Origin of the sequence: Imperialibacter roseus, from assembly GCF_032999765.1 — a bacterium.
Lineage (GTDB): Bacteria > Bacteroidota > Bacteroidia > Cytophagales > Cyclobacteriaceae > Imperialibacter > Imperialibacter roseus.
Window position 1 is genome coordinate 47,134 of record NZ_CP136051.1, and the last position, 14,128, is coordinate 61,261.

Annotated in this window: 6 protein-coding genes; 4 read left to right on the forward strand and 2 right to left on the reverse strand. The window is 48.9% G+C overall.

Translation table 11 applies throughout. The features are described from left to right. Nucleotides 1–47: 47 nt before the first annotated feature. A complete protein-coding gene (locus RT717_RS00165; protein WP_317489723.1) occupies nucleotides 48–3,707 on the reverse strand; it encodes a family 78 glycoside hydrolase catalytic domain in 3,660 nt (1,219 codons plus the stop codon). A gap of 167 nt (nucleotides 3,708–3,874) precedes the next feature. On the opposite strand from RT717_RS00165, the gene RT717_RS00170 reads away from it, so the two are divergent. The 4 genes from RT717_RS00170 (at nucleotide 3,875) to RT717_RS00185 (ending at nucleotide 11,918) form a co-directional block, all read left to right on the forward strand. Further along, nucleotides 3,875–7,768 (forward strand): PVC-type heme-binding CxxCH protein, encoded by a 3,894-nt coding sequence (locus RT717_RS00170; RefSeq protein ID WP_317489724.1) that lies wholly within the window; start codon nucleotides 3,875–3,877, stop codon nucleotides 7,766–7,768. 87 nt (nucleotides 7,769–7,855) lie between these two features. Next, nucleotides 7,856–8,818, forward strand: coding sequence for a D-2-hydroxyacid dehydrogenase (locus RT717_RS00175; RefSeq protein WP_317489725.1), 963 nt, complete (start codon nucleotides 7,856–7,858; stop codon nucleotides 8,816–8,818). Between the two features lie 122 nt (nucleotides 8,819–8,940). Continuing rightward, nucleotides 8,941–11,574 (forward strand): GH116 family glycosyl hydrolase, encoded by a 2,634-nt coding sequence (locus RT717_RS00180; RefSeq protein ID WP_317489726.1) that lies wholly within the window; start codon nucleotides 8,941–8,943, stop codon nucleotides 11,572–11,574. Nucleotides 11,575–11,579: 5 nt separating this feature from the next. Next, nucleotides 11,580–11,918, forward strand: coding sequence for an FKBP-type peptidyl-prolyl cis-trans isomerase (locus RT717_RS00185; protein WP_317489727.1), 339 nt, complete (start codon nucleotides 11,580–11,582; stop codon nucleotides 11,916–11,918). Nucleotides 11,919–11,923: 5 nt separating this feature from the next. Here RT717_RS00185 and RT717_RS00190 read toward each other — a convergent pair whose 3' ends face one another. Further along, nucleotides 11,924–14,128, reverse strand: a complete 2,205-nt coding sequence (locus tag RT717_RS00190) for a carboxypeptidase regulatory-like domain-containing protein (protein WP_317489728.1) — start codon at nucleotides 14,126–14,128, stop codon at nucleotides 11,924–11,926.

The window sequence follows — 14,128 nt, forward strand, 5'->3', positions numbered from 1 at the left end:
TTCAGGTTTGTTAGCAAATAGAGCTTTAGCTAATCGTTGTAAACTAGCTATTTAGCAATCACAAATTCATAGCTGCCCGAACCCAATTCAAACACCGCTTTTCCATTCTCCATTTTCACAAAAATTACCCCTTTTGTGTTTTTGTTGATCGACTTTCCTCCTTCTGTAATGTCTTTTGATGAGTTGGTAGGCAAATAGAGTGTTGCCGAAGTGTTAGGGGGCACGGTAGTGGTGTAGCTGAGTTTGTTGCCTTCCACTTTCCAGCTGCTTTCAATTCTTCCATACATCGAGTCATAATATCCTTTCGCCCAGGTCATTTGCCCGTTGGGGTCAGGAGTGGGTTGTAGAATGAAATGCTTGAAAGCCGGGCTATCGGGGTCTCTTTGGATGCCAAGAGAATAGTTGTACATCCACGCACCCACAGCTCCGAAAGAATAATGGTTAAAGGAATTCATACTATTGTTGCCACCAAAGCCATTTTCCACAGTGTAGGAGTTGAGTCGCTCCCAGATGGTGGTGGCTCCATTAACGACGGAATAGAGCCAGGAAGGGTAACTGGTTTGCTGCAGTAGCTTGTAAGCCAGGTCACTCCTGCCGTTTTCTGAAAGGGCTTCGGTGAGTGAGGCCGTGCCAATAAATCCGGTCATGAGCGAGTAAGCTGGTCGGGTGGCTCCACCGTCGTCTGTGTTTTGGCGTTCAACAGCTGCCGCCAGGTATTGGATGGCGTAGGGTACGTTTTCTTCGTTGAATGCGCCCAGTGCTAAAGGAATAGCATAGCTCGCCTGTGTGTCCATGGGCTGTCCTTCGTCGGAGGTGTCGTCGTCAGGGGTTTGGCCAGGGGGGCCAAATCGTGGCGCCCTGAACCCCGACTTAACTGTTTTGTGCGTGGCTTTGTCGATATATTTGGTATTGAAGAAAGCCTTACGCTCGTTCCGTTGAGCAAGAAAGGTTTTGGCTTCATCGGCGTGACCTAAGATATTGGCTGTTTTTGCCAATATTTCGAGGTCATATATTTGGTAGGCTGTCCAAAACAGTGTGTTGTCGTTTTTGTTGTTTTCCGGACTCAGCCAGTCGCCCAATGGGCCCTCGTTAATAATGCCCGTTTTCGGATCAGTTCTCGAATGAAGAAAGGCTACGTATTTTTTCATAGCGTCGTAGTGCTCTCTCAGCAACTCCAAGTCGCCATACTGCCTGTAAGTTTCCCAGGCAACAATGATGCCTGCACTTCCCCAAAGGGTGCCGCCGAAGCCACCTCCCACAGGTGCTACGTCAGTAAAGCGACCATCTTCTCTTTGAATATCTCGCATCGCCAGCAAATGCCTGCGAAGGAAAAGGTCGTTGTTGGCCAGGTAGGTGGAAGCACCTGAAAATACGTTGATGTCCCCACTCCAGCCCATTCTTTCATTCCGGGCCGGAGTATCCGTTGGGATCGATAGGAAATTCCCCCGCATCGACCAGGTAATATTTTCCCAGAGCTTGTTCACCAGGTCGTTGGAGGTTTGATAGCTGGAGGCAAGCTCCTGGATGGAACTCACTACCATGCCCTTTACGCTTTCCAGCGGCAGTGCTTTTTCAATGCCCGTGATCTCCAGAAACCTGTAACCGTGGAAAGTAAACCTTGGCTGGACGGTTTCGTCGCCTCCTTTCAATATCCAAATATCCTGCGTTAGTGCTGCCCGAATATTTTCCAGCATGATCATGCCCACGTTGTTGCCGTATTCGTCAAGTGACGGGTATTTTACTTCTGCATACCTCAAAGTGATTTTGTCACCGGCTTTGCCATTCAGTGAAATATTGGGGAAGCCGACCATGTTTTGGCCCATGTCGTACACGAATACACCAGGCCTTACTTCTTCCACACTTTTAGCAGTCAGCGTCTTCACGATTGATGGGTTGGCTCCCATTTGACCGACTAGCTGAAGGTCGTCATAGTCGAAGGTAGTTGGCCCGCCTCTGCCTGGGAAGGTGCCTATGTAGGCTGTGCTCTCCAAAGGAACTTTCACTGCTGGCTTCCAATTAGCGTCATTGTAGTCGGCTTTGGCCCATCCTTTTATTTTTTCCTCTAATGTCGCATCGTACACTTCCCCTTGAAAAAAGCTACCGACTCTAATAGGGCCATTTGTGAAAAGCTTCCAGGTGTCAGGCTTTGTTGTAATTACCTGCTCAGTTCCGTCGGCATAGGTAACGACCAGCTTAGCGAGCAGCGACTGCCTGTCTCCAAAGTAGTTCCAACTTTCACCGCTGTACGTAATGTTGCCGCTCCACCAGCCTTCCGCCAGCCAGGCACCTACCGCATTGGCCTTCCCTGCAATCATCTTATCAGTGACGTCGTAGGTTTGGTACATGTGGGTTTTGTTGTACTGTGTAAGACCTGGGTTGAAGTAATCATTGCTGATTCTCTGGCCGTTGATATACATTTCGTAAATGCCCCGGGCTGTCACATAAAGTCTTGCTTTGGCGATGGTTTTGTTCTCTGCCGAAAATTTGGTTCGGAGCATAGGTGTCGCATTTCGGCCAGGATCGGCTATCACCGTGGCCCCATCTACAACATAAGCGGCGTTCGCAATGCTAAAGCCCGTTTTTGTACCGTTAAGGAAGCTTGAAAACACGCCTTTGTAGCTTGCGATGGATGCGAGATTTTCTTTGAAAAGAGCATTGGACGGAAAGCGGAAGTTCTTTATTTCAACATCGGAAAAAGAAGCCTTTTGTCCTCTGTCGGTGGAGAATCCAATATCAGCGACCATGGGAAAGCTGATGAAGTTATTGCCCAACCCTACTGGATTAAGGTTCAAGCCTCTGGGAGCAAAGGGACTTGGGTTGGGGTCGTCGCTTTTGGTGATCAGATGCTCTGCGTCGTCGCCATCCAAAAAAATTTCGAACACACCAAAGTTGCAGTCGGCATAAAATGTATGTGGGGTGTACTTATTGGCGTTGTTAACGAGCGAAAGAGGGAGCTGATACCGTTTGAATGGAACATCAGCCTTGTCTTCAGGCGAATAACCTACCCTGTAAATATTAAAGCTCGCCAAACCTGCTGGTGTGCCATCTACTTTTGAAATGTCCAGTTCGAACTTGATATAGCTTTCATTTTCACCGCTGTGCACGCCCAGGATGTTCATGTCTTTGTCCATGAGCCGACTATCGTTGGCACCGAAAATGAATCCAGCCTTAGTTGAAGCGGACGCTTCATCTAGCTGAAGTTGGTAGCTTAGTTTAAAGACCGACAGGTAATGGGAGTAGAAGACCAAATCATCATCGCTTCCCCCTATCCAGGTGGCACCGCTCCAGGCTGACAGATTCGGGTCAGCATTCATCAGACCTGTTTCGAACCATGAAGATGCCGAGGCACTTGTTTTTTGGTTGTCCCATAAGGTTACCGTCCAGTTATATTTGATGGTGGGCTGGAGGATGGCACCGCCGTATGTAACGCCTAACGCTTTATCACTCTCGATCTTGCCAGAGTTCCATACCTCATTTCCTTTTTCCGAAGCCACTACGATTTGATAGGCCGTTTGCTTCAGCCCCCTTGAATTGTCTGAACTCTGCATTTGCCAGCTGAAACGAGGCTTTTCCACGTCAATGCCCAAGGGGGTGGAGGCATACTCTGTTTTGAGGTTGACAACTTGGAACGAGCCCTGCGATAATAATGCATGAGTTGTCAGGAGTAGGAGAGAGAAAAGCACTCCTTTGATGTAACGGTTTTTCATGTAAGTAGATGTTGGAAAGTAATATACAACTTTTGGGCTTTTCCAGATCGCTTAAAGTGTCAAATTAACATAATGAAATAGCCGCCGTTTCCTGCACTATGCTGGTTATGAATGATCACATAAATCACTAAATTGAATGTGCTTATACTACTTATACATTACCTACAATGAACTACTCAATATTGAAGACCCGCATTCAGGGTCTGGCGACGCCTTTTTGTCGATCATTTGCCTTTGTGATCGTTGCGTTTACAGTGCTTGAAGGCTGTCAAACAAAAACTACGGAGCAAAAAGACACAACTGTTTCCACTTCTGATTCCACTATCCTAAAAGTGGTACAGGACGAACAAGCCAATACCATTTCCATATTCAGAGTGGGAGAAAGCGAGCCTCTTGTCACTCAAAATGTAAAGCCAGACTTCAGACCTTATCTCCACCCTATTGCTGCCCCCGATGGTCAGGGAGAGTTGACAGAATACAGTCCGGGTCACCACAAGCACCAAACAGGCCTCTACTGGGGATTCACGAGGGTAAATGGCCGGGACTACTTCCATCATCCTGAAGGCGACTACTGGCGGAAAGTGTCGGCCCAAGTGATTGAAGCTGAAGGGAAGGTAGTGAAATGGCAAACGGTGTACGACCTGCTTGATGAGCAAGGCAATGCAGTGCTCACGGAAACTCAAAACTGGTCGATGCGGGAAACCGACGGCAAGTTCTTGCTTGATCTCGAATGGAACGGGCTTGGCAAAACCGATGTAACCATTGGTGAGTATGACTACGGCGGACTATTCCTTCGGATGCCATGGGTAGAAGGTATCAAAGGTGAAGTGGTAAATGCTGCCCGTCAGAAGAATGAAAAAGCCGAAGGTCAGCGGGCATACTGGGTGGACGCCGGCATGCAGGTAGCTGGTCGTGATGACCTGGCGCACATGGCCATTCTCGATCACAAAGACAACAAAGGCTTCCCACAAACATGGAGAGTGGATGGCCAGCTAGGTATTGGCCCGGCCCGTGCCCGCATGGGCGACTGGACAATTGCTAAAGGCGAAACAGAAACCATCAAACATGAGATTGTTGTCTACACCGGCGAACTCAATGATGTGGAAATGACCGAAACATGGCAAGACTACGTTGGTGATCATAATATGTACTCCACAGCCGTGCTTTGGGGCATAGCGCAGGAAGAGGGAAGAAATGCCAAATTCCTGAAGCCCGAAGAGGCAGTGGAGGCCATGACAGTCAAAGATGGCTACGACGTAAACGTGTGGGCGGCCGAGCCTATGATGTCGCAACCAATGGCTTTTTGCTGGGACGACAAAGGGAGGCTGTGGATTGCAGAAAACAAAGACTATGAGTCGAGGGGCTATGGCTTTTCTAAAGCCGGAAACAGCCGCATACTGATACTTGAAGATACTGATCACGACGGCGTCGCTGACAGTCGCAAGGTGTTTCTGGAAGGCATTGCATTTCCTTCGGCAATAGCCGTTGGTTTCGATGGCGTATTTGTTGGTGCACCGCCGAACCTGCTCTTTGTACCTGACAAAAACCATGATGATAAAGCCGAAATGGATGACATAGAAGTTCGGTTGACAGGCTGGGGCATCCGTGACAGACACGAAACTTTGAACAGCTTTCACTGGGGGCCCGATGGCTGGCTGTATGGCTTGCAGGGCTTTGCCACACCATCGAAGGTGAAGCTGGCCAAAGGAAAGGGACGGGTTTACAAGCACAATGATCCTTTTCCTGAAGACATATTCGAAGGAGAGGGAACTGACATCAATGGTGGCGTTTGGCGCTACCATCCTACGAAGGACAAATTCGAAGTAGTATCGCATGGGTTCAGCAATCCCTGGGGCATCGACTTTGACGCCAAAGGGCAGCTGTTTATCAGTGCTTGCGTTATACCACACCTCTGGCATGTGATTCCCGGAGGTATTTACCATCGCCAGGGGGGGCAGCATTTCAATCCCTACGTTTACAACGACATAAAAACGATTGCTGATCACAGGCACCGCTCGGCGCATGGTGGCCTGAGAATATACCAATCTGACGCTTTTCCAGCGGAACAGCAAGGCCGCCTGTTCATGGCCAATATACATGAGCATGCCGTGTTGTCGGATGTGCTCGAACCCAAAGGCTCTGGGTTCGTTGGCCACCATGGTGAGGAGTTTTTGATGGCCAACAATGCGCAGTGGGTAGGGTTCAGCATGGAGCTGGGGCCTGAAGGAGCGCTGTACGTGCTCGACTGGCACGACGCAGATATTTGCGGCAAGGAGGTGCTCAATGAAGAAACTGGCCGCATTTTCCGCATTGCGCCTGAGCAGTCGCTGGCAGAAAACTGGGATGGACGATATAGTGACCTGAGCAAAATGACCGATGCTCAGCTTGTGGCACTCCAAACAAATAAGAGCTCATGGCATGCCAGAAGAGCCAGGCTGATTTTGCAAGGAAGGACAGCGAAGTCGCCTTTGCCAAAAGAGGTGCACGATCAGCTCAGAAAGATTTTCGCCAGCAACCCAAATCCTTACTTCCGCCTGAATGCGATGTGGGCCTTGCACGTGACCAGGGGCTTTACCGAAGCTCAGCTAATAGATGCACTGGGCGATAAGGACGAATACGTGCGTGGCTGGGCTGTTCAATTGCTAAGCGAAGACAAGGCGCCCGTGCAGGCCGTGGAGAAATTTGTGGCCATGGCCGAAAAAGATAAATCGGCCGTGGTGAGGCTTTACCTTGCCTCGGCGCTTCAGCGCATTCAGCCGGAGGAAAAGTGGGCGGTTGCCGAAGCTTTGATGAGTCACGCTGAAGACGTGGAAGACCATAACCTGCCAAAAATGATCTGGTTTGGTACGGAGCCCCTCGTAGCTGAAAATCCTGACAGGGCACTCCAGCTTGCAGCAAAAAGCAAAATCCCGATGCTGGCAGAGTACATTGCCAGAAGGGTGGTAGATGCAGACGCCACAGAGAAACTTATCGCAGCCATTGGAAAGAAGCCTGAAACAACGCTGAGTATGCTGGAGGGCATGCGCAATGGATTGGAGGGACGCACCGATTTGAGTGCGCCGACCAATTGGCAGAAAGTGTATGATAACCTGCAGAGCTCCCGGGATGGGAAGGTGAAGCAGCTGGCATTGGAGGTAGCGCAGTTCTATGGAGACACGGAGGCCGCCAAACAATACCTGGCCACGCTGAAAAACAAAAACACACCGATTGACCAGCGGCTGAAAGCGTTGAATTCTCTCGCCGATCAGCAGCGGGAGGAGCTTGTTCGGGAAATCCCGACTTTATTGAATGAGGAGGCTTTGCGGATCGATGTGATCAGGGCCGTGGCTGCCTTTGACGACAACTCATTGGGCCAGCTGCTCATCGATAAGTACGCAAGCTTCAACAGGCAGGAGAAGCTGGAGGCTGTGCAAACGCTGGCCTCCAGGCCTGAATATGGATGGTCGCTTACTCAGGCTTTGAAAAATGAAGTCATCCCCAAACCCGACGTCCCGGCTTATGTCGCTCGCCAGCTCAGGCGTGTGGTTGGAAGTGGGTTTGTCGAAGTGTGGGGCCCCATCGATGAATTAGGCTCCGACATTGCCGCCGATTATAAGAAATACACAAGCTTATTGACTGAAAAAGCGATTGGAGGAGCCAATGTTGCCAATGGTAAAATGATGTTTCAGCGCACCTGCGGTGCCTGTCACAAAATGTACGGCGAAGGAGGCATCATTGGTCCAGAGTTGACAGGTTCCAACCGGGCCAATCTGGATTATCTGCTGAGCAATGTGCTCGACCCCAGCGGGGAGATTCAGGATGACTACAAAATGGTGGTCATCACTACCAGGGACGGTCGCACCTACTCAGGCAACGTGAATGCGGAAAATGAGCGGCAACTAACCCTTAGGGTTGTGGGGCAGGATGCAGTAGTGATCAATAAGTCCGACATTCAGTCGAGGGAGGAATCGGCCAATTCGATGATGCCGCCGGGATTGTTCAAGACCTTGACCGATAAAGAGGTCATCGATTTGGTGGGCTACCTGAGAACATCACAGCAGATAGCTCCCAGTGCCGAGTGATCTTTTTCTTTTGGGCACATCAGTCATTTTTGGTATACATAAAGGAATGTCGGAGCTGGTAGATCTCCGTCAATAGAAGAAAAAGTTATGCAGATAGTCATTACCGATGGATATACCCTAAATCCCGGAGACCTTAGCTGGGATGCACTTCATCAGTTGGGTGAAGTGAAATACTATGATCGAACGTCGCCGCAGGAAATGATTCAGCGGTGCAAAGAGGCTCATGTCATTGTCACCAACAAAACGCCGGTGACAGCCGAGACCATAAAAGCTTGTTCACATTTGAAGCTAGTTGCTGTAACGGCCACTGGCTACAATATTGTGGACGTGGAGGCGGCCGGAAAGGCTGGAGTGCCCGTTTGCAATGTCCCCATTTACGGGACGCATTCAGTGGCCCAGCATACTTTCGCACTGATTCTTGAGCTTACAAACCGGGTGGGGCAAAACTCTCGGAGAGTAAGCAAAGGTGAATGGTCGGAGGCTAAAGATTGGTGTTTCACAAGCGGCCCATTGATTGAGCTTTTGGATAAAACGATAGGCATTGTGGGTTTGGGAAGAATTGGCGAGCAGGTAGCGAGAATGGCAGAAGCGTTTGGGATGAAAGTCATTTACCACAACAGAAGCCCCAAAAAGGTAGGCTGGAAATCACGAACTGTCGGAGAGCTTTTTAAGGAAAGCGATTTCATATCAGTCCATTGCCCACTAACCAGCGAAAACGAGAAGTTTATCAATGAACAACTGATTGCAACCATGAAGCCAAAGGCTTTTCTCATTAATACGAGCAGGGGCCAGCTGATCGACGAAGAGGCTCTTGCCAACGCTTTGCAGAAGGGTGTTATTGCCGGGGCTGCATTGGATGTGCTTAGCAAGGAGCCGCCACCAAAAGGGCATCCACTTGTAGGCCTGGAAAACTGCCTGATTACCCCTCACAATGCCTGGTTGAGTTTCGAAGCCAGGAAAAGAATGATGGCTACTACGGTGGAAAATATTCAGGAGGCACTAAAGGGAAATCCGATTCATGTAGTCAACCAGGGTTATTTAAAAAGTTGAACAATCTTTCTAATTGGCAGGAAGAGTGAATATTAAGCACTGGATCATGTGATCTGTTTTTTCAAATGTGTAAATTTTAGTGTTGAAAAGGAGAATTTTTAACTGACCTACCTATACCTACTATGAAAACTAGAGCCGATCGTCGTCGATTTTTAAAGAACCTCGGAATGGGGGGCGTAGGCACTGGCCTGCTCTCAGCCGAAATGTCGTGTGCCCCCAACGAGAGGAAAGGGATAGCCGAAAACAACAAGCCCATTGGCGAGCGATCAACCAGGGCCTACAATGGCAAATACAGTGACGACTATTTGAAACGCATAGCCATGCCCATTGGGGGCATGGGGGCTGGTATGTTTTGCCTGGAAGGCGCAGGTGCTATTTCGCATGTGTCGGTGAGGAACAAGCCTGATATATTCAATGAGCCGGGCATGTTTGCAGCCATTTCTATTAAAGGAATGGACAAAGGAGCCAAAGTGTTGGAAGGCCCGGTTCCTGACTGGAAAAAGTTTGGGCTGAGGGATGCAGGCAATGGTCTTGGTGGAGCAATTACGGGGTTGCCGCACTTCAAGAAGGCTACTTTTGAAACCCGATTTCCATTTGCGGGTATTGAACTTGAAGATGACGATTTGCCACTGAAGGTTCAGATCACTGGCTGGAGCCCTTTTATTCCCGGCGATGATGACAACTCCAGTCTGCCAATTGGCGCCATTGAATACAAGCTTAAGAACACAGGCCCTGGTGCGGTAGAAGCTGTATTCTCGTTTAACTCAAAGAATTTCCTGAAGGTCGACAAGGGTACCAACACAGTGAAGCCCATCACCAATGGGTTTGTGTTGTCGGAAGCTGGTACAAAGGAGGAGCCTTCCAAAAAATGTGATTTTGCGCTTTTCACAAACGACGCTGCCACAGTTGTTGATCATTGCTGGTTTCGTGGAGGCTGGTGGGATCCTTTGACTATCGCTTGGAACACGATAAAAAATGCTGAAGTGAGGCCGGTGAAGCCCGTAGAATCGGGGGCGCCTGGTGCTTCATTGTACGTTCCTTTTTCCCTTGCAGCAGGGCAGGAAAAGACGATCAAGGTAATGATGGCATGGTACAGCCCTGACAGCGATCAGTCGTTTGGGAAAATGGGCATTCGTGCGGAAGACTGTTTGCCCGAAGATGGATGCGCTGATTCACCTGATGAGCTGGATAAATACGATAAGAATTTTGATGCAAAGTTTTTCAAGCCATGGTACAGTAGCAGGTTCTCAAGTGTAAATGAGGTGAGCAGCTATTGGAAAGATAACTACGATGGCCTGTACAGAAAGTCCGATTTGTTCACAAAGGCTTTTTATGCCAGCACATTGCCGCCAGAGGTGGTTGAGGCAGTGGCAGCAAACCTGTCCATTCTCAAATCGCCTACAGTGCAAAGGCAATTCGATGGCCGTCTCTGGAATTTCGAAGGTTGTGGCGATTCGTGGGGCTGCTGCCACGGTTCTTGCACCCATGTGTGGAACTACGCACAGGCCATACCACATCTTTTTCCAGCGCTGGAAAGAAGCCTCAGGCACACGGAATTCTTTGAAAATCAAAATGCTCAGGGTCATCAGAATTTTCGGGCAACATCACCTATCAGAGTAAATGATCATAATTTCCATGCGGCAGCTGATGGCCAGCTTGGAGGCATTATGAAAGTGTACAGAGAGTGGCGCATTAGCGGAGACAATGTGTGGGTTGGCAAAATGTTCCCGCTGGTGAAGTCTAGTATGGACTTTTGTATTCGTACGTGGGATCCATCGGAAAAGGGGATACTGGAAGAGCCACATCACAACACCTACGATATTGAATTCTGGGGGCCGGATGGCATGCACATGAGCTTTTATGTGGGAGCGCTCAATGCGCTGGTGGCTATGGGTAAGTTCCTGGGCAAAGATGTTGGAAAGTATGAACAACTGGCCGGTCAGGGGAAGGCCTTTATGGAAAGTGAGCTGTACGATGGGGAATATTTCATTCAAAAAATAAAGGTGGATGGGCTTAAGGCCCCGAACCCTATTGAAGCTTCAGCGATCAGTATGGGAGGCCAATACTCTGATGAGGCCAGACAACTGCTGGAAGAGGAGGGGCCGAAGTATCAATATGGAAATGGCTGCCTTTCGGATGGTGTACTGGGTGCATGGATTGCCAGGGTGTGCGGGCTCGATGACCCTATTGATCCTGGCAAGCTAAAGAGCCATTTGCTGGCGGTGCATAAATACAATCTAAAAGACAACCTAAGCGACCATGCCAATCCCCAGCGGCCCACCTTTGCTCTGGGAAACGATGGGGGGCTGTTGCTCTGCTCATGGCCAAAGGGAGGAAAGCTTTCACTGCCTTTTGTCTACAGCGATGAGGTATGGACAGGTATCGAATACCAGGTGGCCGCTCACCTGATGGAAATGGGTGCCGTGGAGGAGGGGCTTGAGATTGTTCGCACGTGCCGGGATCGGTACGATGGCCGGGTGAGGAATCCTTTCAACGAATATGAATGTGGAAGTTGGTACGCCAGGGCACTCTCAAGCTACGGCATGTTGCAAGGGTTGACAGGCGTGCGCTATGATGCTGTCGACAAAACGCTTTATGTAGATTCCAGAATAGGTGACTTTACCAGCTTCCTTTCGACGGAGAACGGCTTTGGTACTGTTACTCTAAAGGGTGGTCAGCCGTCTTTGGATGTAGTTTATGGGGAAATTTCAGTGGATAAGGTGATGGTATCGGGCAAAGAACTTACTCTGGCCTAATAAAGATGTTGACTGTTCAGAAGGAACATATTATTTCCCTGCGTTACACCATGAAAGATGATCAGGGAGTGCTGCTGGAGGACAGAATGAGCGGCAGGCCCGTTGAATTTCTATATGGTTCAGGAGACATCTTGCCGGAGCTCGAATCCAACCTGTCGGGAATGGCACCCGGTGACGTGGCTAACCTTAGCTTCTCTACAGAGCTCGGCAGCTCATTGGTGTCCTATTTTTTTGAGGTGGTGGTTGAAGGTGTACGAAAAGCTACCGATAATGAGATCGCAAATGGAAGACCTGAAGGGTTGAAAGAAAATAAGGACTGTGGGCCAGGGTGTGATTGCTGGTAGTGTCTTTATTGCACTTCATTAGGAGGAGCTGTCATTTGTACTTTGATCTCTGCTCGTCTGTTTTTCGAATGGTCGTCTTCGCCGCAATCTACTCCATCAGAACAAGTGTTCAGCAAAAGAGACTCACCAAATCCTTTGCCCTTCATTCGGGATTTGTTGACACCATTCGCAGCAAAATAGTCGAGTACGGTGGCAACCCTGCGATCGGACAGCTTTTGGTTGTATTCTACCGTTCCCCGGGAGTCGGCGTGGGCTGTCACATTAAGTGTTGATTTAGGAAATCGCTTGAGCGTTTTCAGTATGTCAGCAAGCTCTGGGTAAGCTTCAGTGCTGAACCGGTATTTGTCAACGTCAAAGAATACTGTGGCTTTATCAACAAAAACTTCTTCGAGCACCAGGTCGTTGAGGAGCTCGCCATAGTAGATATTATCTGTGTTCAGGTTATATCCTTCGGGAAGGAAGCCTTCATTGGTGGCATCTATTCTGTATTTTTCGTTCGGATAAACCAAAAACGCATATACTCCCTCAGTATCCGTTTGTACTGATTGCTGGGTGCCTGTGGCAGTGTTCGTTATTGTCACCAGAGCACCTTCAATGACCGACTGCGACTCGTTGCTGTAAATTTTTCCCTTTACAAACAATTCATTCTTCCAGAGTTTCAGTTTGATGCTGTCGTAGCCAATTCCTTTGTCGTAGGTCGAGTATACAAGTGATTCTAGTTGAGAATATCCATCCTTTTTTACTGAGAACGTGTAGTTTTTATCATAAAGCAAATCAGTTTTGAACTCTCCGTTCTCATCGGCAGTAATATTGGTCGTTTGCTCGTCTTCGGCGTTAGAAATTGAGATGCTGGCACCTGAAACTGTTTTGGCACTGTCAACAAGTTCGTACACACTGCCAGTAACAAAGTAGTAGTTGGTTGTAAAGGCATAAAGATCGTCGAGGCCAGCACCCTCCGGACGGTTGGAGGCTATATATCCCTTTCTACCGCTGTCGTCAATCAGAATCGAGAAGTCATCGTGGGCGGAATTGAGTGGTGCCCCCATGTTTACGGCGTTGGCAAACGAGCCATGTTGTCTGTAACTGATATAAACGTCAAGACCTCCAAATCCTCCGAGGCCTGTTGAGGCGAAGAAAAGTGTGGAATCGTTGTGCAGGTAGGGGTAAAACTCTTCTTCTGCCGTGTTGACTTCCGGCCCCAGGTTTTCAGGAGCTGACCATTTCCCGTCTTTCAAATGCGAGACATAGATGTCGGACTTTCCAAATCCACCCGGCATGTTGGAGGCGAAGTAGATGCTCGTACCATTGGCATTCAGGGTAGGATGGCCTACTGAGTAATCTTCACTATTGAACGGAAATGCCTGGACGTTGTCCCAGGTGCCGTCCGCATTGCAGTCGGCAAAAAAGATTTCAAGATTGATGAGCCTGGCACCGTTTTTTACGGAGGTGTTTTTAGGGTTATTTCTTGTAAAGGCGACCTTTTTTTTCTCACTGTAAAACCACAAGGGGCCATCATGAAACTTTGATTTCAGCAGGTCTCCGTATGCCAGGGGGCGGACGCTTTCTAATATTTCGATAGAGTCGAGCGGTACTTCAAAGTATTTGAGCATCACCTCGTCGTCGTTGTGGGCGGTGGAGGGCTGGTATTGGATCATTGTCTCTTGTTTTCTGGAAGAGACGAAGATCAGCTGGTTTCCTTTGAGTTGTGGTGAGAACTCAGACTGCGGTGAATTAATTGCCAGACTGTTTATTTCGTACAGTTCAGGGTTCCTTTGGTAGTAGTCAATATTCTTGAGAAAGGCTAGCTTAAGCTCACTTCCCATCATATTTCCGTGATTTTCCAGAATTCGCTGATACCATTTTTTTGCTTCCGAATAGTTTCCATTCTTTCTCAATACTTCGGCATATAATAGCTTCACTTTCGGCTCGGTGCCCGCACTGTCAACGAGTGCTGCCAGCCATGATTCGGCAGATGACGAATCGTCCAGCTTCATGTAGCATTCCGCCACTCTTAGCTGTGCCTGCTTATTGTCAGGAACTTTGTCAAGCTCCTTCAAATAGTAATATTGCGCTGTTCGGTAGTCGAGGTAGTGAAAGGCTTCATCAGCCTTCGACATGTTGCTTTTAAACAGTGAAGAGATGTTAGCGCCTTGTGCCATTAATTGCGTCAGGCAGCTCATCAAAACGATGGTGATGGCTAGGTGCTTCAT

What these genes read in the sequence shown, in the direction of transcription:
- RT717_RS00165 (WP_317489723.1), bottom strand. Translation starts at nt 3,707, where the DNA reads ATGAAAAACCGTTACATCAAAGGAGTGCTTTTCTCTCTCCTACTCCTG.
- RT717_RS00170 (WP_317489724.1), top strand. Translation starts at nt 3,875, where the DNA reads ATGAACTACTCAATATTGAAGACCCGCATTCAGGGTCTGGCGACGCCT.
- RT717_RS00175 (WP_317489725.1), top strand. Translation starts at nt 7,856, where the DNA reads ATGCAGATAGTCATTACCGATGGATATACCCTAAATCCCGGAGACCTT.
- RT717_RS00180 (WP_317489726.1), top strand. Translation starts at nt 8,941, where the DNA reads ATGAAAACTAGAGCCGATCGTCGTCGATTTTTAAAGAACCTCGGAATG.
- RT717_RS00185 (WP_317489727.1), top strand. Translation starts at nt 11,580, where the DNA reads ATGTTGACTGTTCAGAAGGAACATATTATTTCCCTGCGTTACACCATG.
- RT717_RS00190 (WP_317489728.1), bottom strand. Translation starts at nt 14,128, where the DNA reads ATGAAGCACCTAGCCATCACCATCGTTTTGATGAGCTGCCTGACGCAA.